Here is a 22,860-nt window from a genome sequence, read left to right as displayed (position 1 = left end):
CTTTGTACAATTAGCGACGAGCTTTTTCCAGCTTGCTGCTGATCACCGTCAGTAATGCTGCACCTAACACCATCACTCCGCCGACCCATGGTGTATGAATCAGTCCAATGGTATCGACGATGATTCCTCCCACGAACGCTCCTATCGCAATGCCGAGATTGAATGCCGCAATGTTAATCGCAGAAGCTACATCAACAGCACTTGGCACGTATTTTTCAGCCAGCTGCACGACATATACTTGCAAGCCTGGTACGTTCATAAAGGCCAAGAGGCCCATCAGCATAATCGTGAGGGTTCCCACCCATTTGAAAGGCGCAGTAAACGTGAGAATGACCAAAATGATCGCCTGAATGATAAACATCCAACGCAGCGCTTTTATCGGATTCTTGTCGGCCGCTTTTCCTCCGACCGTATTTCCAATCGCTACCGCAATCCCATAGACGAGCAGAATCAGACTGACGGCACTCGCCTGATAACCTGTGATTTCTTCCAGAATCGGACCTAAGAATGTAAAGGTTACGAAGGTACCGCCGTAGCCAAGAGCCGTAATCGCAAAGACAAGCAACAATGGCAAGTTTGTGATTATTTTCACTTGGTCTTTAATGGAAGCAGGCTTAGCTTTTTTCAAATTGCTTGGTACCAGAATCGCTGTCGAGATAAGTGCAATTACGCCAAGAATGGCCACTCCCCAAAAAGTCGCTCTCCATCCAAACATTTGTCCAATAAACGTTCCCAAAGGTACGCCTGTAACAGTTGCGACAGTCAGACCCGTAAACATGGTAGCAATCGCACTGGCGCGCTTGTTTTCTGGCACCAGATCGGCTGCAATCGTCGAACCGATGGAGAAAAATACCCCATGAGAAAACGCGGTAAAGAAACGGGCAATGATTAAAAGTGTAAAACTACTCGACAAGGCTGCCGCGCTGTTTCCGACAACAAAGACAATCATCAAAAGCATGAGTAGCGCTTTGCGTGGAATTCGACTTGTGAGTGCTGTAATAATCGGAGCTCCAACAGCTACCCCTAATGCATATCCAGAAATAAGAAGTCCTGCTAAGGTAATGGTTACTTCCAAATCCTGTGCGACTGTAGACAACAAACCGACGATAACAAATTCAGTAGTCCCGATACCGAATGCGCTGATTGCGAGAGCAAGTAAAGCAAGAGTGGAGTTTTTGGCACCAGTTGCTTGCTGCTTCACATTGGATGTAATTGTGCTCATCTGAGTTGTATCCTCCCTTAATTTTTCTTGCCGTTCACAAAGCAGGGCCCTTACTTATCATGATTGGCGAATATGTTGGTTCTGAATGCTATTATGTCTCATGCCTCACTTGGTAGGAAGTACGTACTTTCAAGTATCATAGGCACTAAAAAGTACCTAATAGCCGTAAACATACAATAAAAAAGCCGGGAAGACTGTCTTCCCGACTCATTTCTTTATCTTTCTTGCAGTGCTACTTTTAAGCCCAATAAGATGTAAACAGAACCTACGATCTTGCCACTCCAGCGACCCAGCCAGGAAATTCGCTTCACCATATGCCCAAGTGGTCTGATGCTGATCGCAATCAATGCGGTGTAAAAGAACCCCAAGATAGCGAATATCAGTCCCAGGACAAGGAATTGGTAAATGGCTCCCCCACGCTCCGGATGTACGAATTGTGGCAGAAACGCCAGAAAGAACAATGCCGTCTTCGGATTCAAAACTTCTGCGAGGATAGCTTGCCCATACGATTGCAGCGGAGGCAACGGTGTTACTTTTGGCAGCTCTGGGTCAGATGGTTTTTCAAGCATGGCCCGAACACCTAAATAGACCAAATAAGCCGCTCCCGCAAATTTTACGAGATTGAATGCCCATGCAGATGTCATCAATATCGCGGACAAACCGACTGCAGCAAAAATCGTATGAATGAAATCGCCTGTAGCAATGCCCAGCCCAGCCATTATCCCCGCTTTACGGCCTCCCTGGACGGTACGCGTCGCAGTTAACAGAACAGCGGGACCCGGAATTAAAAAGAGGCCGATCACAACAGCCAAAAATGCTCCCATGGTAGTCCAATCAAACATGTGCTCTCCCTCTTTGTATCGAATATTCAAATTCTCTTCCTATGATAAACGATGTGCTGCGAGAACGATACGGGTTAGGCTTACTTTTCGCCTTCATAAGCTTGTGACGGAAACAAAATCGTGATGGTCGTTCCCTCACCCACTCTACTATCCAACGAGATGATTCCCTTGTGCGCCTCCACAATCCCTTTCACAATCGTCAACCCCAATCCTGCTCCACCGCGTTCCCTTGCTCGCGAGCGATCTCCCCGATAAAAACGCTCAAATACGTACGGGAGATCCTTTTGGTCGATACCTGTGCCGTTGTCCTTTACTTGCAACCGGACCATCGTACTCGGTTTGTCCACTGTAACTACGACTTCTCCACCCGCTGGAGTATACTTGCAGGCATTCGTCAACAAATTGGCCACGATTTGCGCCAGTCGCTGCCTGTCCCCTTTGATCCAGGCAACGTGATCTCCTTTGAAGTGAAAATTCACTTGGGCACGGGCAAACGTCGCACTCATCGACTCGGTGACTTCTTTGACAACCTCACGCAGTTCCACCTCTTCACTGCGCATTTGCAAGGAGCCTGACTCCACTTGGATCACCTGATCTAAATCACGGACGAGACGGCTCAACCGCAGTACCTCAGACCTCGTGCTTTCGAGATTTTTGGGAGTCGCTTCCCATATGCCATCGATCATCCCCTCTACTTGCGCCAACAAGGTGTTCAACGGAGTTCGCAATTCATGGGCAATATCGGAGGTCAGTCGCTTGCGCAGCTCCTCCTGATGCTCAAGACTTTGGACCAGGTTGTTAAAGGCAGCGACCAATGACGTAACTTCATCCTTGCCACGAGGTTCCGGTACACGTATCGACAGATTGCCTCGCGCGACTCGTTGTGCTGCGGTACTCACTTGTACGACAGGACGCACCATAGTCCGGGCGAGTGGTATGCTGATGATAATGACCAGGATGAGCAGCACAGCCATTGTCCACAATGTTGTGTTTTTATGCGCCCATTGAAAATGACTTTCCAATGTCATATACGCACTGCGATCATCATGGCTAATCACCAGTTGCCCGATCATGACTCCCTTACTGACAAGGGGAATCTTGTCTACACTGTAATTGCTCGTATGGACTGGCCGCTTGCCCCATTCGTTTTGTACTTGATGCTGTTGATCGAGGAGTGTGATATGCAATCCCAAGACCTCGGAAACCGCTTCAAGCTTATGATAGGCTTCTGCTCCCCAGCCTTGATTGTCCTGATACGCCTGGAGTGCGACACGCGATATTTCCTGGTTATGCTGATTCCTCACTTCATTGGCATACATGGAAAAATGAACATCCATTTCCTTTACGGACAACAACGAGGAAAAAAGAACAGCGCAAGCACCGACTGTCATGATCACAAAGGCGAGCTTTACCCAAATATGCTTCATTGTGGCCTCACTTCTTCATGGGATCGTCAAAGCGATAGCCCAATCCATACACCGTCTTGATATACTCCGGTTGCTTCGGGTCTGCCTCTATCTTTTGGCGAAGATTTTTGATATGCGTATCAATGGTTCGATCGTATCCATCGAAATCAAAGCCCATGACCTCACGCACGAGTTCCTCCCTGCCCCACGTCCTCCCCGGATAACGGACAAGCGTTGTGAGCAAGCGGTATTCATTTGGCGTAACCTCCAAAGCGACTCCCTTTCTCGTGACTCTCTTCTCATTCATTGATATGGTCAAGTCGCCCACTTCAACGAAATCGGAGAGTGTTGAATAATCGCCCGCACGACGCATAACGGCTCGAACACGGGCTACAAGTTCTCTCGGGCTAAAAGGCTTGATTAAATAGTCATCAGCGCCAATCGTAAGCCCGCGAATCCGATCCGCCTCTCCACTTTTCGCTGTTAGCATCAAAATCGGGACACGCGACTCTTTGCGAATTTGGACGCAGACTTCTTCCCCACTCAAATCAGGAAGCATCAGATCCAAAATGATACAGGTCAATGAAATCGTCGTGGCCATTTCGACTGCTTCCTTGCCTGTTTGGGCGGTCAGGACATGATATCCTTCCTTTTGCAAATAGGAGGACAATATTTCTAAGATTTGCGGCTCATCATCGACTAGCAAAATGGTAGACATGTAAATCCTCCCTACTCCTCTTGTGTTTGATCCTTTCCTTTTTTCCAGAAAAGTAAAAAGACGAGAGCGCCTGCCAGCAAGGCAAAGAGCAAGCGAAACTTGTTTTCACCAAAAGTAATCAGATCATGACCGACGAATGTTTCAAAAACCATCGACGGCACTTTTCCTAGCAAGGTCGCCACCAAAAATTGCACGAAGGTGATATTCGTCATAGCCGCGCCTAAATTGATTACACCTGAAGGCATCAGCGGATTTATCCTGAGCAAAACGATGGCAAGGCACTTGCGAAAACTCGTCGTTCCATTGATGGTATGTACCCATTTGAATGATTTTAGCTTTTCGTTTCGATCTGCTTTTTTGATCGTGTAGCGGTAAAGAAAGAAGGCTATGCAAGCCCCAACCACCTCTCCCGTTAAGGAAATCAAGAACCCTCCGTACAAGCCGAACACGACTGCGTTCGCACCCGATAAAAAAATGGACGGCAATACCCCCGCCACACTGATCACGATGTTCAATAAAATACTACCGACAATCCCCAGCATCCCCAAAGAGCGAATCCACTCTGCCAGGGCTTCTATATTGGTTATCCAATCCATTCGTCTGTATGACTCCCCTCTGCCACTCTTCCTCTAGAGTAAACGAAACTTGTGAAGAAATCATGGAAAAAAGCAAAACAGTCGTAGCCTGATCGACTACGACTGCATGGATGAGATGCTGTACTATTATTCTTCTGCGATCGCGATGTACAAATCCACTTGTGCGTTGTTGGCATCAGCGCAGCGCACTCCGTCATATCGTTCGAAATCTCCGGTAAATGTTCGCTTGTTCCCCGGTTGATGGGACCACTCCCACACCTTCGCCCAGGCCTCCATCACAACCTCTACCATCGGTCCTACGCGAGTCGTAAATACAGCGTAAGTAGAAGCCGGCAGGGTCTTGACTGTAAGCTCAGCAGGAAGCTCACCGTTTGTTTCTACAACGGTTCCTACTAACAAGGAGTACTCACCGGTCTCGTCACTGTCGTAATCGGAGTACACCCCCAGAACAACACCCGGCTCTTTTTGATGGGGAGTTTTGAAGGGATGCTCTTCTTGATAATAGCGCTGCCATAGTCCCCCAATTTTCGCATTCGGTCCGCACTCCGCCTCATTGGTTGTCCGAATTTGCAAGCCTGCTACACGCATTTCATCCAGTTTGACAATCGTTGGGTTCATCATTATCCACGCTCCTGTATGAGTTTGTTTACATGACTCAGTATAACGACCATACCCTGACAACTATCTGTCAACGTTCCAACGTTTATTCATAAAGTTTCGTCATTCTTTTTACCGTGTCCCCAATTCTCTGTCTAACATACGCAGGTTCATGTACACACAAGGCATCGCCAAAGCTAAGCAGCATACCATTTAACCATTCATCGTCTGTCATCATCGTCCGTACGAGCAAGGAGCCATCCTGCATGGTCTCTATCGTTTCTGGCCCAAACATATCTCGTACCCTTACATGCACACGCGGAGCAAATTCAAGGACAAGAGAAATACGCTCTGCCGTATCCCATGATTCGAGCCATTCCAGTTTGTCTATTTGATACGGGCGCGGGGAAAACTCCTCTGTCAGCACGGACATGTCTGCAATCCGTGACAAGCGAAACAGACGATCCTCCTGCCGCTGTAAACAATAGCCATACACATACCACACATAGCCTTTGATAATCAGTGTGACAGGCTCAATGATGCGCTCTGTCGCATCGCCTTGCATTTTCGTATAAGTGATTCGCACACGATGTCTCTTCTCGATGGCTTCCCGCAGCTTGTTTACTTTTTCGGCAATCGCAGGTGTACTACCCCATGGATTAAAGTCATAAACAACGGGATGTGAACTTCCTTGCAGTGAGGATGGTGCAGTGGTGAGCAACGCTTTTATTTTTTCCAGAAGCTGTCCGATTTGCTTGTCGTCTGTAGAGGAATGAACCCCTTTTAACGCAGCGATTACCGCGACCAGCTCGTCCAAGGATAAATATTGCCGATCGATCGTAAAATTCTCCATGATCTCGTATCCGCCGCTTGCCCCAGGGTACGCGACGATCGGAATGCCGGCTGCATTAATGGTTTCCAAATCCCGATAGACTGTACGCAAGGATACTTCAAAGTGGTCGGATAGTTCACGAGCGCTCACACGACGCTTATTCAACAGCATGATGACAATAGCGAGTAGCCGTTCTACCTTCATGAACGCCTCCATTTTTTTGAGTCAACATAGTGGAGGAGAAGAAAAAGCACAGTTCTCTTCGACTCTGACACGCCAGCATGGGGGATTGACTGGACGTCTCCACTTCAAAAAGGGGACCATCGAGCCAAAGCCACCCTACGGGCGGAAGTTTCTCAGAGGAGAAGTGTTCGACAAGCGGGTCCCCTTCTTGAAGTTCCGACTGGGTAGGCGTTGTCAAGGTCTACGAGCCCTGTGCTTTTTCTTCTCGCCAGCTTAGTTGGCTCATCGATACCTTTTAAAAATTTGAAGATCACTCCCGTATGAATGATCATACAAAAAAGGAATCTGCAGCCTAAAGTTGCTGCACATTCCTTTTTGCCTTGCTTCATTCGAAACTATACGCCCATACGTCTGCGTTGATTGTTTGGTTTTTTGGTGAGCTGGCTTTTCATCGTTTGATTTTTCGCCTTTTGATTCAATGGGTTATTGGCCTGTGCTTGCGCTTGTTTCTTCTCTGCCAGTTTGCGCTTCATCGCCTCTTGCAGGCTGATCTTCCCAGGCTTTTGCTCTGTGGTTTCTTTTTCGTTTTGGTTTGGCTCCGTCATGCGTAGCAACTCCTCATAGAAATTGGTTATCTTCTATGTATTCTAGTGCAAGACAGGAGGAAGCGCCAGTGGGAATCTACCCGTTAATCGCCCGAAGCTGTGATAATTTTACTCCACTCGCCTGGTACTTCAAAATTTCCTCCAAAAGCTCTGCAAGGTAAGCACCCGCCTCAATCGGAAGCGTGCCACCCTTATGAATATTAGAAATAACCGTACGATCCGATTCTACCGTATTGGCATCCGGTTTGTAAATCATGTAAGCACTGAGACTTTCTGCCGTCGCAAGCCCCGGTCGCTCCCCGATCAAGGAAATGACGACCTTGCAATTGACGATGGACGCGACCTGGTCCTGAACCCAAACGCGACCCTTGTGAATAAACACTGGTTTCCCAACGCTGATGCTTCGCATGGACAGCCCCTGCATCAATGCAGGCAAGAGATCTGGAATGGTCGCCTCACATGCAGACGTGCTCAGTCCGTCCGAAATGACGATTTGCACATCTTTGTTTTTATCCCCATTCTGCTCCAGCCAGCGAGCGGACTCATCCGATAGCATCCGTCCGGAGTCGAGGTTCATTAAATACTCTTCCATGCTCGTCGCTCTTGAATGGAGGACAGGTAGCTGCAGACTCTCGATCAGCTCTGGACTGATCGTTTTCATGACCGCATCGCGTGCTGCTGCTTGATCAATCCGAAATTGGAGGTAGCTTCCCGTCTTCATTCGGGTACCCGCACGCCCGATTCCGATGCGAGCCGGCGTTCGTTTCATCGCTAGCTCCAATGCTTCTGGATTGTTTGGGTTCTTGACTCCGCATTGCTTTTGCTCTGGAAAATGAATAACTCCTTGGCCTTTTTTGGACAGCTCATCGATTACGCGCTGGACCAAGTCTTCCATATTGATCTGTTTCATCTTGCTTCCCTCCCCGCTCGTTAGTCAAAAATGGTTAAATCGCCTGCGCGCTCTGTCAAACGACCATTTTCCATAAGGCCCATTTTTTCCATCCATTTCTCAAATTCCCGGAGAGGTCGCAGTCCCAAGAGCTCACGGTAGCTGGCGTCATCGTGATAGCTCGTGTCCTGGTAACTGAGCATGACATCGTCCCCACCTGGTACGCCCATATAAAAATTCGCCCCTGCCAAGGTCGTCAGCATCCCTGCAATCTCCTGGTCATTCTGATCCGCGTACATGTGGTTCGTATAAGTCGGAGCGATTCCCATCGGCAAACCATGCAGCTTGCCCATGAACAAGTCCTCCAGATCGGCACGAATCATCTGTCTGCCATCATAGAGTGTTTCTGGTCCAATAAAGCCAGAAACGTTATTGACCATAAACGGCTTCCAGTGACGGCAAAAACCGTACGTACGCGCTTCCAGCGTCTGCATATCGACACCTTCATGGGAGTCCAGCGACACTTCGGAGCCTTGCCCTGTCTCAAAATACATGACGTTTGGTCCCGAAGCTGTGCCTTTTCGGAGCATCAAATCCATTGCCTCATCCAAAATCTCCTTGTTTACGCCAAACGCATCATTCGCTCGTTGTGAGCCTGCCAGACTTTGGAACATCAGAGAAATGGGCGCTCCGCCGCGAAGAGCCTGCATCTGAGTCGTGATGTGAGCCAGTACGCAGTTTTGCGTAGGAATTTCCCACTTTTGCATGAAATCATGTGTCATTTTCAAGAGCTTGGTAACGCTTTCAACGGAATCATTATTGGGGTTAATTCCAATGACAGCGTCGCCTGATCCATAGGACAAGCCTTCCTTCATCGAAGCCAAAATGCCATCGGGATCATCGATTGGGTGATTCGGCTGGCAGCGGAACGCCAGTCTTCCCGGCTCGCCAATGAGTGTGTTGCAGTAGGCTTGATGCTTCATTTTTTGTGAAGCCATAACCAGGTCAATACTGGACATCAGCTTCGCCGTAGCGGAAATCATCTCGCTGGTCAGCCCACGACTAATTCGTGTCAGCTCAGGCATTCCTGTGGAAAACGACAAGATGTACTCCCGCAGCTCCCCTACTGTCCAATTTTTGATCTCATCGTAAATGGAGAGATTGATATCATCATAAATGATCCGCGTCACTTCGTCTTTTTCGTACGGAATGACGGGATTTTCATATATATCTCGCAGTTGCATTTCACTTAATACGACTTTGGCCGCCATCCGCTCCAGTGCGGAATTGGCTGCTAGTTTACTCATGTGATCGCCAGACTTTTCTTCACTGGCTTTTGCCAATACATCACGAACCGAAGTAAACTGGTAATGCTGTTTACGTACAACGCAAGCCAATTTCATCTCTAGCTTCACTCACTTTCTTTTCAAATTTCCGTAAACTCTATCTAATAGAACGAAAAAAAGCGCTTCGAAACATAAGACGAAATGCTCGCCTTGGTCCAAGCGCCGTTGCTCTTCATACGATTCACTTTTTTGCGTTCATTGTTTACCCGCAAGCACGAACTCCACTGCCGGTAGCAGTTCTTCCTCCATGACGGGTTTGACCAGATAGGCACATATCCCTTTTGCTTTGGCTTGCATGACCATGTCCTTTTGACTGTAAGCAGTCAAGAGAAGGATAGCCGCGTCCGAATGCTCTCGGATAATCCCAGTCGCTGTCAAACCGTCCATAATTGGCATTTTCACATCCATAATAATGAGATGCGGGTTCCACATTTGCGTCAATCGAACGGCCTCTTTGCCGTTTTTTCCTTCAGCTACGACGTTATATCCCTGCTCTTGCAACATCTCGACCAGGTCCATACGTGTTATGGGGTCGTCGTCTATGATGATGACTCGATAATGCTGACGCAATACTCCACCTCCCGATCACCAGTGAACGGACGTGCCAACTACTCTTCATTCAATACGCAACCGACGCCGTTGTCGGTTTCTTGCCTATTTCTGAATACTTTTATTATATCTATATTTTCAGGCTAATTCCAGCTTAAATCCTGTCCAGCCTTCGCCCTCATGACTTCATAGTGAAGGAACAAGAAAAAATCAATGTACGATTTTCGGCTGCAGTCGTTTTTGGCGAGCGGTAAAATGAAAACATAAAAATGGAGGGGGAACCGAATGATAACGGCCGAGATGAAGTCCGAGTATTATCAGGCGTTACTGGATAAAAATTCTGAATATGAAGGTGTCTTTTTTGTTGGAGTCAAGACAACTGGCGTATTCTGTCGCCCGACATGTCCAGCAAGAAAACCTAAGTTTGTTAATTGTGAGTTTTTTGATCATGCCAAACAAGCACTCCTGGCTTCCTTCCGGCCCTGCCAACGCTGCCGTCCACTTTCACATCCCAATCATGTCTCAGAGCTCGTGCGTCTGCTAGTAAACGCTGTAGAAGAAAACCCCGAGCAGCGCTGGACGGAAAAAGACTTTCAAAGATTATCCGTGGACGCTGCAACAGCGCGACGCCAATTCAAAAAACGTTTTGGCATGACGTTCGTCGAGTATGCAAGGGCGCGGCGTATGGGGATTGCACTAAAAGAAATCAGAGAAGGAAAAGCCATCATCGATGCCCAACTATCTACCGGTTACGAGTCCAGCAGTGGTTTTCGAGACGCATTTTCACGAATCATGGGGGCAGCCCCTACTCTTCTCGGAGATCATCATATCTTAAAGGCATCGTGGCTGGATACGCGACTCGGTCCCATGATAGCAATCGCAGATGAAGAAGCGCTATATTTACTTGAATTCATTGATCGCCGCGGCTTGGAACGAGAAGTTGAACGTCTTAGACAAAGAACGAAGTCAGCGATTATCCCTGGTTCCACAGCGCCAATCCGTTCCATTGAACGTGAGTTAGAGGAGTATTTTGACGGAAAGCTCACACAATTTGCAACGCCTTTGTTTTTGTGCGGATCGCCTTTTCAAAGGATGGTCTGGGAGCAGTTACAATCGATCCCCCCCGGTCGAACTTCATCCTATTCTGAGGTTGCAGCAGCTATTGGGAAACCAAGTGCCTTTCGTGCTGTCGCGCAAGCAAATGGCGCGAATCAGTTAGCGATTGTCATTCCTTGTCACCGGGTCATCAACTCCAATGGTGATTTGGGAGGTTACGGAGGAGGACTTTCGCGCAAACGCTGGCTGCTTCATCATGAAAAAGAAACATCCCGCCCCATTTGACCTGGATTCATGAAATATTTGAAAAATGGATGCGGGCACTCCTTTCTCGTAAAAATGCCCTCGCTTACGCAAGGGCATTTTTATTCTTACTGCGCTTTTTCGGTTATTTTTTGACGCAGGTTATCTACGAGCTCGGACATTTTCACTCCGCCCAAAATATCCTCCATGGCATTCTGCGCACGGATCAAAATCAACTCCAGCACAAACTGTATATTCGCTCCCACTGGACAATCGGGGTTCGGTTGCTCATGGATGTGAAAAAGTTGCCCTTCCTCCACGACATCGACTGCACGGTAAATCTCAAGAAGCGTGATTTGATCCAATTCCTTGGCGAGAGACGCGCCGCCAGCTCCGGCACGTACGTTCACGAGCCCAGCCTTCTTCAACAGCCCCAGCACACGTCGGATCACGACCGGATTCGTATTCACACTACCTGCGATCCATTCGGAAGTGCAATGCGAATTAGAATCAATGGAAAGCAGTGATAAGATGTGAACCGCAATAGAGAACCGGCTGCTGATTTTCATACGTAGTCACCCTTTCGTTGTAATGATTATAGTTACATCACAGACGAGAAGTCAAGTTAACCATACCGTCACATTTCGTCCCGGCGAACTTTTATTCATTCTACTATAATGACTGTGTCAAGTGTTCCCGCAATCTGGAAGGAGTGTTGACAAAAATGATGCTTCCACAAATTGAAGTTACGCCTGGGACAGCCTTAATAGATGTTCCTGTCCATATCACCCTGAGCGGGTTTATCCCCAATCAATTAATCACCCTTCATGCCACTCTGAAAAATGGGTTGCCTGGAGGAGATTTGACTGCATCATCACATGCTATATTCCAAGCAGACGAAAATGGCTCGGTGGATTTGGTTTCCCAAGCTCCTTTATTTGGTACTTATGAGGGAATTGATCCGATGGGGCTTTTCTGGTCGATGAATGTCCAAACCATGCGCTTTTATCATGCCTATTCTCTTGACGACTTTCAGTTCACCCCACGCTCCACTGAGATTGAATTAACGGCAGAAGTCTACGATAAACCCGTAGCGAAAGCCGTTGTGAAACGTATTTTTGTCTCTCGTGACGTATCGATTCAGAAAGTGACAGACAACGGGCTAGTCGGTCTGTATTTCTCAAAACCTCACACGGAGCAAAGACCCGCCATTGTCGTACTTGGTGGAAGCGAAGGTGGAATCGGTTCCTGTTCACAATTCGCAGCTTTGTTCGCCTCTCACGACTATCCGGCGCTAGCACTTGCTTACTTCCAATGCAATGATCTTCCTGACGATATCCGCCAGATCCCGATCGAATATGTTCAGCGAGCCATTCATTGGCTACAGCAGCAGCCCGCCGTACACCCTGAGAAAATCACGTTATTCGGACGCTCCAAAGGAGCAGAATTGGCATTAGTCACAGCATCGCTCGAGCAACATGTACATGCTGTTATTGCTTCAAGTCCCAGCTCTACAGTTAGTATCGGTACAGATAAAGCATTCACTGGATCAGATACGTTCTCCCCACAATCCTCTTGGTCATTTCAAGGAGAGCCTCTTCCATTCGTGCCATGGACAGAGGAGCAGACAAAAGTCTCGCAGGAGCGGCTCGACGCTGGTCAACGTATTGATCATATCCATGCCGAAGCATGGGTTGCTTGTGAGTGGTTAGAGGATACCGAAATTCCGGTTGAAAAAATCAATGGTCCGATCCTCTTCCTCTCCTCGGATGACGATCACTGGTGGCCAGCAGCAGAGCATTGCGAGCAAATGGTCGAGCGGTTAAAAAACCATCAGTTTGCTCATTCGGTGCTGCACTTGCGTTACGCGGATACAGGACACGGGATCCGCTTTCCTTACATACCGACGACCCGTACACAGCTCAATGGTGGTACGCCCAAAAACAACGCCTACGCATCTGAGCACTCCTGGCGTGAGGTTCTTCAGTTTTTGGAACAGACTTTTCCAGAGTAAAAAACAGGGAAAGCCTACTCGCATGACGAAGTAGGCATTACGATCTATCATTATTAGAAAGGATGTATCGCCATATGGACTGCCTATTTTGCAAAATTGTAAACGGAGACATTCCATCTAAAAAAGTGTATGAGGACGAGCATGTATTGGCATTTCATGACATTAATCCTGTTGCCCCTGTTCACGTCCTGATGATTCCGAAAAAGCATATTCAATCCGTTCTGGCTATCGAGCCGGAGGACAAGGAGCTGATCGGTCACCTCCATCTATCCCTGCAAAAAGTGGCAGAAACAATGGGCGTGAACGAGGATGGCTTCCGAATCGTAACCAACATTGGCAAGCATGGACAACAAACTGTCTTCCATCTGCACTACCACCTCATCGGAGGCAGACAATTGGAGTGGCAGTTCTAATCAATAATAGCTACTACTCCTTATGAGAGGCAATGTGGCGGGCGATTCCTTCACCATGAAACCTTCCATTTTCAATAAAAATGGCGTTCGCGTGATGGCCCGCCGCAATGACTCCCGCTATATAGAGTCCTGGGATGTTCGTCTCCATTGTCTCTGGATGATGCGCTGGAATTCCCGTTTCCTCGTCAATCATAACTCCTAGTGAATGAAGGAAGGTACGATCCGGACGGTATCCAATCAAAGAAAACACATGGTCATTGGCAAGCGTAATGACTTCCTCCCCTGTTTTCACCTTGATGGAACGCTCCTCAATGCTCTCGACTGTTGCACCGAACAGCATCTGGATGCGTCCTTTTTTGATCAGACTCTCAAAAACAGGTCTTGTCCATGCCTTGACCTTATCAGATAGCTCCGTTCGGCGGCAAATCACCGTAACTTCTGCTCCAGCCCGCTCCAGTTCCATTGCCGCGTCAACAGCAGAGTTGTTTCCCCCTACTACCGCTACTGCAAGCCCAGTGTACGGATGTGCTTCCTTGTAGAAGGACGAAACCTTCGGCAACTCCTCACCTGGTACATGTAGTCGATTCGGATTGTCAAAGTAACCTGTGGCGATCACCAAGTTTTTCGCTTCGTACGTATGTGTTTTGGCGAATCGGTCTGTGGTCGTGATTTGAAAGCCAACTGGCGTCTTCTTCGCACCTGTCACCGTTTCATATACGTTCACGCGCAATTTTTCTCGTGCTGCTACCAATCTATAGTAATTGAGTGCCTCCTGTCTGGTCGGCTTGTCGTTCGCCGTTGCAAAAGGCACACCTCCGATTTCCAGTAAATCAGGTGTGCTATGAAAAATCATATAGGTCGGGTAGCGATAAATCGAATGGACAAGCGCCCCTTTTTCAATAATGATGGGATCAAGTCCAGCTCGCTTGCAGGCTATTGCCGCTGCCAGTCCACAAGGCCCACCGCCTACAATCAGTACGTCTTCCATTTCTCTCCGCCTCGCTTTATTCTCTCTATTCTTATTCCTCCATCATATCATATCGCGTTTACAACAAAAGAGTTCCCCAGCACTCCTGCAAGGTTTCTACCAAAATCTGACCAATGAAAGAATGGTTCTCTCTCCTTATACTGGATGTATGATGAAAAAACAAAACATACATATCTGGTTAGTCTCCTTTGCTTTTCTGGTGTACGGTCTCTCTTTTGCCATAGGAGTCCCTGCATCCACAGCATCGACAAAAAATTTAAAAGATATCGCAAACAGCTATGCGAAAGAGCAAATCCGTTCGCTACAGGTGGCAGGTGTCATCGCTGGGGATGAAAACGGGTATTTTCACCCAACTCGCCCGGTGACGCGTGCTGAGTTTGTTGCGATGCTCACACGCACGCTCGGTATTAAGCCGGTGGCCAGCAACGTCGCAGCCTATTCGGATGTCCAAAAAAACTCTTGGGCATACGGATACGTACAAGCTGCTGCTGGACTTAACATTGCGAATGGCATCGGCCCTACTACTTTTGCTCCGAAGCGGACGATCTCTCGCGAAGAGGCCGCTGCGTTTCTCGTACGCGCACTGGAGCAGAGCATTTCTCCTTCATACCAGTTGTCCGTGAAGGATGCCTATACGATTTCCAGCTGGGCACGGGCCTCAGTCAGCCACGCCATAGAGAAAAAATGGTTGGTTGGCTACAACGGCTACTTCCGTCCGACTCAAGCACTATCGAGAGAAGAAACGGCTGTTATTTTGTATCGAATTCAGGAGAATCTCAAGAAGCAAAACGTTACAGCAAAACCGCTCGTCTCTCTCGGATGGCAATACCAATCCACGACAGAGGAGTTCATTGCACAGGTCAAAACAAGCGGAGTCAACACGCTATCTCCACGTTGGTACTTCCTGCAAAAAGACGGAACGATTAGCGACTTGACGGATGCTTCACTCGTCCATTGGGCGCAGGCAAATGGCAAGCAGGTGTGGCCTCTATTCGGAAATAAATTCGATCCCGACGCTACTCACGCCATGCTGTCCGATCCCAATAAACGAAAAGCAACCGTGCAAAAGCTTTCTTCCTTCATTGAACAGTACCAGTTAGATGGGATTAACATCGATTTTGAAGGGTTCTCCCCTGCGGATCGCAACAACTTCACCTTGTTTATCCAGGAGCTCGCGACTGCTCTTCACGCAAAAGGTGCTGTTCTATCTGTAGATATACCGCCTGATGGTGATTCAGACTGGAGCGATCCTTTCGATTTTGCTAAATTAGCAAAACACGCGGATTATTTGGTAGTAATGGCCTATGAAGAGCATTGGGTAGGCGGGTCAGAAGCAGGCTCCGTAGCATCCTTGCCTTGGTTTACGAAAGTCATTACCGACCTGCTTGACGAGGTTCCGACCCAAAAGCTGATCGCCGGAATGCCTCTTTATACACGCGACTGGTACCAATCGAATGGGTCATTGAAATCGACAGATATCAGCATCCCTCAGTCATACCAGTTACTCTCGCAATACAGAGCAAAAACAATCTGGGACGACAAAGTTGGACAATACCGTTCGACGTATCAAAAGCAAGGCGTCACACACACGATTTGGCTGGAAGAAAGCCGGTCGATTGGGCTCAAGGCTCAGGCTAGTCTGCAATGGCAAATTGGTGGACTGGCGTACTGGTACGTTGGCTCTGAATCACCTGATATGTGGACAGCCATTGCCAATTCGATCACCCTCAAACATGCACGTGAAAAACTGTAAGAATCATGCAAAGAAGCGCCCTCGTCCGGCTATAGCCGTGGCAGAGGCGCTTCTTTTTGTTAGGCTAGGCAAATCCTCCTAGTAAGTTCCTGATGAGCCTGCGCCTCCAGGATGTTTGGGCGCCTCGACAACTTCGTCCTTCGCCGCTTTTCGCGTCTCAAATAAATCGGTGCTTCCTGCTGCGTGCGTCCCCAGTACTTTCAGTTCTTTATTTTCCACTTCCTGATTGTTTTGTTCAGTCAATTGCGATCCCTCCAGCATGCAAGTTAGCAGTAGTTTGCCTCCTTTAAACGATTATTAGCCAATCTTTGGTGTTCTGCATGGGATTGCCCTCCTTTCTTCATACTGAAAGGGAGCAGAAGGAGGAAAGATTCTTGTCGGATATTTTGATGAGCCCTGAATTAAAAAGAAAAACAGAGGAAGCTATCCAAGGTCTCACTTTCACGAAAAATTTCCGTTCTGCAACAGCCGAGGAATGGTATCTGTTTTTGCCGGGATATCGAGATCCGCAGACAGAAGGGGCTTGCGGGAAAGTATTTATTCATTACGACTTGATTGGAAATCGGGATGTGTTTATCAACACCACCGTGATTTTCGATGACCCAAAGCTGCATGACCCTACTCTGCATCCGCTGGTCTACGCAGTGGTAGATGAGACAGTCAATCGTTTGGTGGGTTATGCAAATACATTGCTTTCGGTACATGCAGGCTTCAATTCGTACTCGGCTGAATACGTAAGCTAGCACCACTTTGCAAAATGTCCGTTGGATTATCTTTTAACTTCAGGAGGGAACACGATGAAAAACAACGATGAAGATTTGCTTAAAGCTGCCGAGGAGGTCGCCGACAAAACGTACGACCCGTCCTTTTATAAAAGTGAATCGTTGACAGAGCAAGGACTCGCCATTACACACGAACAAGTCAGTGACAACTACATGGAAGGTACAAACGACGGAAAAATCGATGAAAATGCTGGACAAAAAAATATCGAGATACCACGCACTGGCTACGAAAACATGTTTTAGAGCCCGGTTGACATCCCCTTTCCCCACTTTTTTCCTGAATATCCATTGATTCTATACAAACACTATCAAAGGTTGACAGTAACCCAATTCAATTTCAGGAGGCCATTATGCAACGATTTGCTGCTCATGAGTTTTTGGAAACACAAGAAGCACTCCGCTCCAAACACGCCGCGATTGAAATGCACGGTGTACTTGCCGAGATGGCACAGGACCCTCAATTAACAGGCATCATTAACAGACATCAGCAATTAATCATGAACGCCTACCAGCAAGGGATTAGCCTCTTGCAAGGAAAAGGTTTCAACATTGCACCAGCTCCTATTCAATTGCGTGTAGCACAACCTACAGCAGTTGGTCTTAATAACCCGCAGATGGCTGCTCCCAACCCACACCCGACCCGCTTGTCAGATATGACAATTGCTACCCTCATGCTGAACTGGCATAAAGCGGGTTCGGCAATTGGCATGCTTTGGGCGGCTGAGTGCGTCGATCCAGGAATCCGCCAATATCACGTAAATGGTGCAAATGCTTGCCAGCAAATGGCTTATGAAACCTGGCAATACATGAATGCCAAAGGCTACTACCAAGCTCCGCAGCTTGCCGATCACACGATGAACACGATGATTAACGCTTACCAGCCCCAACAACAAATGCTCCTGTAAGCCAAAAAACCGTCCTCGTTTGGACGGTTTTCATATTATGTGTGTCATGGCATCTTGGAATAAGAAAAACCTTCCCGCTTCCGGAAGGTTTTATTTGTTACGATGTGTCAGCGATCTCGAACGGTCTCTGTATTATTAGACCAGCCCCAGCTCTCTATTGTTTGTTCCTCAGGACTACTGACCTTCGCATCCGGAAGATTTTGGATGACCTGTCCTTCTTTGCCGTGCTTCGAATGGTTGCCATGTAGGTTTTTTTGCATGTCCATGGCTCTCCCCCTCTCTTTTTCGTTGGCTTGAGCTAGCTACTCTGGAGAATACCCCTCGGATTCGTTCAGCAAGCCCTCATACTGGGTAATGGCTGAAATCAAATCTGGATGAGTATCTCTATTTGTCTCAGCGAGCTTTTTCAGATCGAAATACACTTCTGATAATCGAAATAGAGGGTTGTTACGCTCAGAATCACCACTCGTTGCAGAATGTGTCACTACCCCATTCGTTTGCAAATAGAAGGCTTCTGCGGGGACATTTTCAATATCCTGCTTCACCTCTTTTATCACAGCCTGCAACCGTTCTGGCATCATATCGTTGTGTTTCTCGAATTTTTCAATAATCGTAAGGATGTAATCCTTTTTGCTCATCGATCTCGTTCATCCTTTCCTCCAAGCATCCTTTGTTAATGTGCCCTTAGAAGAGGAAAGGCATTCAAAAAAACTGCCACCTCTCTCGCATCTCGCACAAGAAGAAGTAGCAGTTTTCCTTTTCTCTATTCGTTTATCCGACTTGCTGGAGCAACTTTCCCCGCAGTTTTGCGAGCATGTCCTCGGTCATTTTGTCCAAGTCGTACTCCGCTTTGAAGCCCCACTCTTGCATGGCAGCCGTAGCATCAATCGAGTTCGGCCAGCTATCGGCAATCGCCTGACGCACAGGGTCGACTTCATAAGAGAGCGTAAACTCAGGAATGTGTTTGCGAATCGCTGCTGCTACATCTTCTGGCTCAATGCTCATCGCAGTCACGTTGAACGCATTGCGGTGAATGAGCTTGGAGGCATCTGCTTCCATCAGGGAAACAATCGCATTCAGCGCATCAGGCATATACATCATATCCATGTACGTGCCTTTGCCGATGTAGGACGTATACGCCCCATGCTGAATCGCCTTGTAGTAAATGTCAACTGCATAGTCGGTCGTACCACCGCCCGGAGGCGCTACATACGAGATCAGACCTGGGAAGCGTACACCGCGCGTATCTACCCCAAATTTTTGATAATAGTAATCGCAGAGCAACTCACCGGAAACTTTATTTACACCATACATGGTCGTAGGGCGTTGAATCGTGTCCTGCGGCGTGTTGTCCTTCGGGGTAGTCGGACCAAATGCACCAATCGAGCTCGGTGTAAAGAACTGGCAGTTCAACTCACGCGCTGCTTCCAGAGCGTTAACCAACCCGCCCATATTCAAGTTCCACGCCAAGAGAGGCTTTGCTTCTGCTGTTGCAGACAACAAGGCAGCCAAATGCATGATCGTATCCACGCCATGTTTCTTCGCCAGTTCAAACATCCGGTTCCCGTCTGTGACATCAAGAACTTCGAATGGACCCGATTGCACCACAGGATCGTCTTCGTTTTTCCGGATATCTGTAGCGATGACTTGATCCGCTCCGTAAATATCGCGTAATTTCATGATGAGCTCGGAACCAATTTGTCCTAACGCCCCGGTTACCAGAATTTTTTTCATTTCAGGATCCCCATTTCTTTCCCAACTTTTTCGTAGATGCTAAGGGCACGATCCAGCATTTCCTTGCTATGCGCCGCTGTTGGCATATTCCGTACACGACCAGTTCCTTTTGGGACAGTCGGGAACACGATCGCTTTCGCATACACGCCCTCTTCATACAATCGCTTGCTGAATTCTTGAGTTTGCTGTTCGTCTCCAATAATGCAAGGAGTAATAGGCGTTTCGCTCTCCCCGATATTGAAGCCGAGTTCTTTCAAGCCTTTTTTCAGGTAATGTCCGTTATCCCACAGCTTGTCGTGCAGCTCAGTGCTGTTCATCAAAATATCGATAGCCGCAATCGAAGCAGCCACGTCCGCTGGCGTCAGCGAGGTCGAGAACAGGAACGGTCTGCTGCGTACTTTGAGCCAGTCGATCAGCTCTTGGCGTCCCGCGACATAACCGCCGACTACCCCAATTGCTTTGGAAAGTGTGCCGATCTGGAAGTCGATTTTATCCGACAGGCCAAAATGCTTAACCGTTCCTGCGCCTTTGCCGAGAACACCAGAGCCGTGGGCATCGTCTACATACGTAATCAAGTCATATTCTTCGGCTACCTCTACGATTTCCGGCAGCTTGGCAACATCGCCATCCATCGAAAATACGCCGTCAGTAATGACCATCAGTTTTTTATATTTGCCGGATTCTTTCGCTTCCTTCGCTTTCGTACGCAGGTCATCGATATCGGAGTGGTTCACCCGAATAATTTGTGCACGTGACAGGCGGCATCCATCAATAATGGAAGCGTGGTTCAATTCGTCAGAAAGAATTGCATCGTCCTTGTCCATCACAGCAGAGATCGCAGCCATGTTGCAGTTAAAGCCAGATTGGTAAGCGATTGCAGCTTCCGTATGCTTGAAGGCAGCGAGCTTTTCTTCCAGCTTCACATGCAAGTCCAAGGTACCATTGATTGTGCGCACAGCCCCTGCTCCTACGCCGTATTTGCTCGCTGCTGCAATCGCAGCGTCCACAAGGCGTTGGTCAGTAGCCAGGCCCAGATAGTTATTGGAGGAGAGGTTGATCAGTTCTTTTCCTGCAATCGTAATGACAGGACCATTTGCGCTTTGCAAAGGATCAATGACGTTGTACAGTCCCTTGCTCTTCAAATCTGCCAGATTTTCATGTAAAAAATGTTCAAGTGTTTTGCTCGCCAACGAGAATCCCTCCATTATTCAGCCATCGATTAGTAACTTCCACAAAAACAATTGTTCACACTGTATGGACATATCATTTTGATAAAATTCGCATAAAATCAACTTAATCTACAGACATTTTACCACCATTTACTTAAAACGTCCACATCACAAAGACATATTGTTAACGTTTTCAATCATTTTCCTTTCCATAATGTCATCTCTCCTACTTTCTCCTTTTGTCGATATTCGTAGACTCCCGAAAATGAAAAAACCACTCTCTTGCTTCCTATAAGCAGATCGTGGCTCTTTCCTCATTTTTTTGCCTTTTGTGATTTTAAGATGCCAGGTTTGTTGTCAATCGTACGCACAAAACCGTTCGATTCAAAGCGATGCGTCATCAAGGACTCTACTGGTCTGCCGTTTTGAAAATGCTCTTCCACCAACAGCTGTGCATCTTCTGGCGTCACGTTTTCGTACCAGATTCCCTCGGGGTACACGATCATCACGCATGCGTCCTCACAGCGTCCGTTGCAACGCGTGCGGGTGGTATGTACATAGTCATCCAAGCCTGCGGTGGTAATTGCTTCACGTATCGCTACCGTAACCTCTTCGCCGCCCTTGCGCATACAGCTTCCACCGTTGCAAATCAACACGTGATGTCTCGTCTGAGATAAGTCCCATGTTGCCACTACAAATCCACTCCGTTCTTGTCCAACATCTATCCACACTCCCCATCATGACGGTTTCTTGTTCAATTTGCAATTCCCAGAACGTTTGGTTTTTGATAGAATATATGTTCGTATACGATTTACAAAAAGATGTTGGTGGTGAAAGCATGTCCGTTACCAAACAGCGCGATGCCTTGCAGCTTTTGCAAACAGTGGGCTCCTACCCTTGGTATGTCGAAAAGTTTATTGAGCATAAAAAAGCAAAAAAGAATTCACCCTCCACCTTGCTTGGCTACCTCCGCGATTTCTCTTTTTTCTTTCGCTGGATGATGACAGAAGGTTTGAGTACCGCGACGGATATGAAGGACATCCCGTTAAGCGATTTGAATGACTTGAAGAAGGAAACGGTAGAAAGCTACATATTATACTTGCAGGAGTCGCATCTGTATGAGCGATCTGCTTTGCTCTCGAACCCTACCAAAAGCGCGAAGAAAGAGTACAGCGACCGCACCATCAGCAGAAAAATATCGAGCCTGAAATCGCTTTTTCATTACTTGTCTGCTCTTGCTGAGGATGAGAATGGGGAATCGTATTTGACGCGGAATGTACTCGCCAAAATCGAGCTGGAGATCACGGAGCTGACTCCCCTTGCACGCGCCCATGCCATTCGGGCAAAAATCCTGATTGACGACGAAATCTATCAGTTCGTCGATTTTGTCTACAACGGATATTTGGCTCACTGCGATACGGAAAAAAAGAAGCAGTATCACAAGCAAAACCGCGACCGGGATACTGCCTTGATCGCGATGATTTTATCCGGTGGCTTCCGTGTGTCAGAGATCGTCAGTCTCGATCTATCCGATATTATTATGGAAAAAAACCAGTTGAAATTGATCCGCAAAGGAAAGAAAGAAGACGCTCCTTTTTTCAGTGACTGGGGCAAAGAGTACTTAGCCAAATACTTGCAGCTGCGTGACAAATACAATCCCGACCCACAAGAGGACGCTGTTTTTCTCGCTGTTTCCCCTGCCAATCCGAATGGGCATCGCATAGAAGTGCGGTCTGTCCAAAAGCTGGTCAAAAAGTACGCGAAAGCATTCGGCATCCCCGATTTGTCCGTACATAAGCTTCGTCACAGCTTTGCTACACAGTTTCTTCGGTTGAACCCTGACCCCCATCAGCTCCAAGCACAGCTGGGGCACTCCAAAATCGAGACGACCATGCAGTATGCCCATGTATTAGAAGATGCGCTGGGCAAGGCTGTGAACCGAACGACGTAAGAAGTCCTCAACAAACAAGTGACCAATCTGCATCAACTGCGGACTGGTCACTTTCCATCACATTCGA

General features: G+C 47.8%; 27 protein-coding genes. 8 read left to right on the top strand and 19 right to left on the bottom strand.

All coding sequences use genetic code 11. The features are described 5' to 3' along the window. Window positions 1-10: 10 nt before the first annotated feature. The 11 genes from KB186_RS05735 to KB186_RS05685 form a co-directional block, all read right to left on the bottom strand. On the bottom strand, window positions 11-1,222 hold the full coding sequence (locus tag KB186_RS05735; RefSeq protein WP_173609386.1) for an MFS transporter: 1,212 nt from the start codon (window positions 1,220-1,222) through the stop codon (window positions 11-13). A 215-nt stretch (window positions 1,223-1,437) separates the two neighbouring features. Then, window positions 1,438-2,064, bottom strand: coding sequence for a LysE family translocator (locus tag KB186_RS05730; RefSeq protein ID WP_173609387.1), 627 nt, complete (start codon window positions 2,062-2,064; stop codon window positions 1,438-1,440). Window positions 2,065-2,144: 80 nt separating this feature from the next. Beyond that, the gene (locus tag KB186_RS05725) at window positions 2,145-3,491 is read right to left on the bottom strand and encodes a HAMP domain-containing sensor histidine kinase (RefSeq protein ID WP_232773215.1); all 1,347 of its coding nucleotides are present in this window, start codon (window positions 3,489-3,491) and stop codon (window positions 2,145-2,147) included. A gap of 7 nt (window positions 3,492-3,498) precedes the next feature. Further along, window positions 3,499-4,188 carry a response regulator transcription factor gene (locus KB186_RS05720; protein ID WP_221867056.1) on the bottom strand — a complete coding sequence of 230 codons (690 nt, stop codon included), beginning with the start codon at window positions 4,186-4,188 and terminating at the stop codon, window positions 3,499-3,501. Between the two features lie 11 nt (window positions 4,189-4,199). Continuing rightward, entirely contained in the window at window positions 4,200-4,784 is a 585-nt protein-coding gene (locus tag KB186_RS05715) for a TVP38/TMEM64 family protein (RefSeq protein WP_232773214.1), read from the bottom strand. 126 nt (window positions 4,785-4,910) lie between these two features. Beyond that, complete coding sequence (locus tag KB186_RS05710) at window positions 4,911-5,405, bottom strand: GyrI-like domain-containing protein (protein WP_173609391.1); 495 nt, start codon at window positions 5,403-5,405, stop codon at window positions 4,911-4,913. Window positions 5,406-5,487: 82 nt separating this feature from the next. Then, window positions 5,488-6,417, bottom strand: a complete 930-nt coding sequence (locus KB186_RS05705; protein ID WP_173609392.1) for a helix-turn-helix transcriptional regulator — start codon at window positions 6,415-6,417, stop codon at window positions 5,488-5,490. Between the two features lie 374 nt (window positions 6,418-6,791). Further along, window positions 6,792-7,001 (bottom strand): hypothetical protein, encoded by a 210-nt coding sequence (locus tag KB186_RS05700; protein WP_047069123.1) that lies wholly within the window; start codon window positions 6,999-7,001, stop codon window positions 6,792-6,794. 76 nt (window positions 7,002-7,077) lie between these two features. Beyond that, the gene (eutC, locus tag KB186_RS05695; RefSeq protein WP_232773213.1) at window positions 7,078-7,911 is read right to left on the bottom strand and encodes an ethanolamine ammonia-lyase subunit EutC; all 834 of its coding nucleotides are present in this window, start codon (window positions 7,909-7,911) and stop codon (window positions 7,078-7,080) included. A gap of 20 nt (window positions 7,912-7,931) precedes the next feature. Beyond that, the gene (locus KB186_RS05690) at window positions 7,932-9,293 is read right to left on the bottom strand and encodes an ethanolamine ammonia-lyase subunit EutB (protein ID WP_173609394.1); all 1,362 of its coding nucleotides are present in this window, start codon (window positions 9,291-9,293) and stop codon (window positions 7,932-7,934) included. 138 nt (window positions 9,294-9,431) lie between these two features. Then, window positions 9,432-9,806, bottom strand: a complete 375-nt coding sequence (locus KB186_RS05685; RefSeq protein ID WP_173609395.1) for a response regulator — start codon at window positions 9,804-9,806, stop codon at window positions 9,432-9,434. Window positions 9,807-10,070: 264 nt separating this feature from the next. Here KB186_RS05685 and KB186_RS05680 point away from each other — a divergent pair, with 264 nt between their 5' ends. After that, the gene (locus KB186_RS05680; RefSeq protein ID WP_173609396.1) at window positions 10,071-11,126 is read left to right on the top strand and encodes a bifunctional transcriptional activator/DNA repair enzyme AdaA; all 1,056 of its coding nucleotides are present in this window, start codon (window positions 10,071-10,073) and stop codon (window positions 11,124-11,126) included. Between the two features lie 86 nt (window positions 11,127-11,212). Here KB186_RS05680 and KB186_RS05675 read toward each other — a convergent pair whose 3' ends face one another. Further along, window positions 11,213-11,653, bottom strand: a complete 441-nt coding sequence (locus KB186_RS05675) for an Rrf2 family transcriptional regulator (protein ID WP_173609397.1) — start codon at window positions 11,651-11,653, stop codon at window positions 11,213-11,215. Window positions 11,654-11,808: 155 nt separating this feature from the next. Here KB186_RS05675 and KB186_RS05670 point away from each other — a divergent pair, with 155 nt between their 5' ends. Beyond that, window positions 11,809-13,098 (top strand): acyl-CoA thioesterase/bile acid-CoA:amino acid N-acyltransferase family protein, encoded by a 1,290-nt coding sequence (locus KB186_RS05670; RefSeq protein WP_232773212.1) that lies wholly within the window; start codon window positions 11,809-11,811, stop codon window positions 13,096-13,098. 74 nt (window positions 13,099-13,172) lie between these two features. Further along, complete coding sequence (locus KB186_RS05665; protein WP_007727375.1) at window positions 13,173-13,511, top strand: histidine triad nucleotide-binding protein; 339 nt, start codon at window positions 13,173-13,175, stop codon at window positions 13,509-13,511. 13 nt (window positions 13,512-13,524) lie between these two features. On the opposite strand, the gene KB186_RS05660 is transcribed toward KB186_RS05665, so the two are convergent. Continuing rightward, window positions 13,525-14,499, bottom strand: coding sequence for a YpdA family putative bacillithiol disulfide reductase (locus tag KB186_RS05660; protein ID WP_232773211.1), 975 nt, complete (start codon window positions 14,497-14,499; stop codon window positions 13,525-13,527). Between the two features lie 148 nt (window positions 14,500-14,647). Between KB186_RS05660 and KB186_RS05655 the strand changes: the two genes are divergently transcribed. Beyond that, on the top strand, window positions 14,648-16,252 hold the full coding sequence (locus tag KB186_RS05655) for a glycosyl hydrolase family 18 protein (protein WP_229088046.1): 1,605 nt from the start codon (window positions 14,648-14,650) through the stop codon (window positions 16,250-16,252). A 78-nt stretch (window positions 16,253-16,330) separates the two neighbouring features. Here the strand turns inward: KB186_RS05655 and KB186_RS05650 are convergent, their stop codons facing one another. After that, window positions 16,331-16,495 (bottom strand): hypothetical protein, encoded by a 165-nt coding sequence (locus KB186_RS05650; RefSeq protein WP_173609402.1) that lies wholly within the window; start codon window positions 16,493-16,495, stop codon window positions 16,331-16,333. A 131-nt stretch (window positions 16,496-16,626) separates the two neighbouring features. Between KB186_RS05650 and KB186_RS05645 the strand changes: the two genes are divergently transcribed. The 3 genes from KB186_RS05645 (at window position 16,627) to KB186_RS05635 (ending at window position 17,939) form a co-directional block, all read left to right on the top strand. Next, the gene (locus KB186_RS05645) at window positions 16,627-16,995 is read left to right on the top strand and encodes a hypothetical protein (RefSeq protein ID WP_047069110.1); all 369 of its coding nucleotides are present in this window, start codon (window positions 16,627-16,629) and stop codon (window positions 16,993-16,995) included. A gap of 54 nt (window positions 16,996-17,049) precedes the next feature. Then, window positions 17,050-17,277, top strand: coding sequence for a YozQ family protein (locus KB186_RS05640; RefSeq protein WP_173609403.1), 228 nt, complete (start codon window positions 17,050-17,052; stop codon window positions 17,275-17,277). Window positions 17,278-17,384: 107 nt separating this feature from the next. Then, complete coding sequence (locus KB186_RS05635; RefSeq protein WP_173609404.1) at window positions 17,385-17,939, top strand: spore coat protein; 555 nt, start codon at window positions 17,385-17,387, stop codon at window positions 17,937-17,939. Between the two features lie 107 nt (window positions 17,940-18,046). On the opposite strand, the gene KB186_RS05630 is transcribed toward KB186_RS05635, so the two are convergent. The 5 genes from KB186_RS05630 to KB186_RS05610 form a co-directional block, all read right to left on the bottom strand. Beyond that, window positions 18,047-18,205 carry a hypothetical protein gene (locus tag KB186_RS05630; RefSeq protein ID WP_173609405.1) on the bottom strand — a complete coding sequence of 53 codons (159 nt, stop codon included), beginning with the start codon at window positions 18,203-18,205 and terminating at the stop codon, window positions 18,047-18,049. A gap of 36 nt (window positions 18,206-18,241) precedes the next feature. Next, entirely contained in the window at window positions 18,242-18,577 is a 336-nt protein-coding gene (locus KB186_RS05625; protein WP_173609406.1) for a hypothetical protein, read from the bottom strand. A gap of 133 nt (window positions 18,578-18,710) precedes the next feature. Next, window positions 18,711-19,673 carry an L-threonine 3-dehydrogenase gene (locus tag KB186_RS05620; protein WP_048032750.1) on the bottom strand — a complete coding sequence of 321 codons (963 nt, stop codon included), beginning with the start codon at window positions 19,671-19,673 and terminating at the stop codon, window positions 18,711-18,713. Further along, complete coding sequence (locus KB186_RS05615) at window positions 19,670-20,863, bottom strand: glycine C-acetyltransferase (protein ID WP_173609407.1); 1,194 nt, start codon at window positions 20,861-20,863, stop codon at window positions 19,670-19,672. The genes KB186_RS05620 and KB186_RS05615 overlap by 4 nt, the downstream gene beginning before the upstream one ends. Window positions 20,864-21,156: 293 nt before the next feature. Further along, window positions 21,157-21,534, bottom strand: coding sequence for a (2Fe-2S) ferredoxin domain-containing protein (locus tag KB186_RS05610; RefSeq protein WP_173609408.1), 378 nt, complete (start codon window positions 21,532-21,534; stop codon window positions 21,157-21,159). A gap of 146 nt (window positions 21,535-21,680) precedes the next feature. On the opposite strand from KB186_RS05610, the gene xerS reads away from it, so the two are divergent. Beyond that, window positions 21,681-22,793: a tyrosine recombinase XerS gene (gene xerS, locus KB186_RS05605; RefSeq protein ID WP_232773210.1), complete on the top strand. Its 1,113-nt coding sequence runs from the start codon at window positions 21,681-21,683 to the stop codon at window positions 22,791-22,793. The last annotated feature ends 67 nt before the right edge of the window (window positions 22,794-22,860 follow it).

This window comes from Brevibacillus sp. AF8, assembly GCF_021270385.1.
Classification (GTDB): Bacteria; Bacillota; Bacilli; order Brevibacillales; family Brevibacillaceae; genus Brevibacillus.
Note: the sequence above shows the minus strand (reverse complement) of the source record. Positions and strands in the feature narration are given on the sequence as shown.

What these genes read in the sequence shown, in the direction of transcription:
- KB186_RS05635 (WP_173609404.1), top strand. Translation starts at nt 17,385, where the DNA reads ATGCAACGATTTGCTGCTCATGAGTTTTTGGAAACACAAGAAGCACTC.
- KB186_RS05670 (WP_232773212.1), top strand. Translation starts at nt 11,809, where the DNA reads ATGATGCTTCCACAAATTGAAGTTACGCCTGGGACAGCCTTAATAGAT.
- KB186_RS05620 (WP_048032750.1), bottom strand. Translation starts at nt 19,673, where the DNA reads ATGAAAAAAATTCTGGTAACCGGGGCGTTAGGACAAATTGGTTCCGAG.
- KB186_RS05730 (WP_173609387.1), bottom strand. Translation starts at nt 2,064, where the DNA reads ATGTTTGATTGGACTACCATGGGAGCATTTTTGGCTGTTGTGATCGGC.
- KB186_RS05630 (WP_173609405.1), bottom strand. Translation starts at nt 18,205, where the DNA reads ATGGACATGCAAAAAAACCTACATGGCAACCATTCGAAGCACGGCAAA.
- KB186_RS05735 (WP_173609386.1), bottom strand. Translation starts at nt 1,222, where the DNA reads ATGAGCACAATTACATCCAATGTGAAGCAGCAAGCAACTGGTGCCAAA.
- eutC (WP_232773213.1), bottom strand. Translation starts at nt 7,911, where the DNA reads ATGAAACAGATCAATATGGAAGACTTGGTCCAGCGCGTAATCGATGAG.
- KB186_RS05680 (WP_173609396.1), top strand. Translation starts at nt 10,071, where the DNA reads ATGATAACGGCCGAGATGAAGTCCGAGTATTATCAGGCGTTACTGGAT.
- KB186_RS05665 (WP_007727375.1), top strand. Translation starts at nt 13,173, where the DNA reads ATGGACTGCCTATTTTGCAAAATTGTAAACGGAGACATTCCATCTAAA.
- KB186_RS05720 (WP_221867056.1), bottom strand. Translation starts at nt 4,188, where the DNA reads ATGTCTACCATTTTGCTAGTCGATGATGAGCCGCAAATCTTAGAAATA.
- KB186_RS05710 (WP_173609391.1), bottom strand. Translation starts at nt 5,405, where the DNA reads ATGATGAACCCAACGATTGTCAAACTGGATGAAATGCGTGTAGCAGGC.
- KB186_RS05625 (WP_173609406.1), bottom strand. Translation starts at nt 18,577, where the DNA reads ATGAGCAAAAAGGATTACATCCTTACGATTATTGAAAAATTCGAGAAA.
- KB186_RS05700 (WP_047069123.1), bottom strand. Translation starts at nt 7,001, where the DNA reads ATGACGGAGCCAAACCAAAACGAAAAAGAAACCACAGAGCAAAAGCCT.
- KB186_RS05655 (WP_229088046.1), top strand. Translation starts at nt 14,648, where the DNA reads ATGATGAAAAAACAAAACATACATATCTGGTTAGTCTCCTTTGCTTTT.
- KB186_RS05715 (WP_232773214.1), bottom strand. Translation starts at nt 4,784, where the DNA reads ATGGATTGGATAACCAATATAGAAGCCCTGGCAGAGTGGATTCGCTCT.
- KB186_RS05690 (WP_173609394.1), bottom strand. Translation starts at nt 9,293, where the DNA reads ATGAAATTGGCTTGCGTTGTACGTAAACAGCATTACCAGTTTACTTCG.
- KB186_RS05725 (WP_232773215.1), bottom strand. Translation starts at nt 3,491, where the DNA reads ATGAAGCATATTTGGGTAAAGCTCGCCTTTGTGATCATGACAGTCGGT.
- KB186_RS05660 (WP_232773211.1), bottom strand. Translation starts at nt 14,499, where the DNA reads ATGGAAGACGTACTGATTGTAGGCGGTGGGCCTTGTGGACTGGCAGCG.
- xerS (WP_232773210.1), top strand. Translation starts at nt 21,681, where the DNA reads ATGTCCGTTACCAAACAGCGCGATGCCTTGCAGCTTTTGCAAACAGTG.
- KB186_RS05640 (WP_173609403.1), top strand. Translation starts at nt 17,050, where the DNA reads ATGAAAAACAACGATGAAGATTTGCTTAAAGCTGCCGAGGAGGTCGCC.
- KB186_RS05705 (WP_173609392.1), bottom strand. Translation starts at nt 6,417, where the DNA reads ATGAAGGTAGAACGGCTACTCGCTATTGTCATCATGCTGTTGAATAAG.
- KB186_RS05675 (WP_173609397.1), bottom strand. Translation starts at nt 11,653, where the DNA reads ATGAAAATCAGCAGCCGGTTCTCTATTGCGGTTCACATCTTATCACTG.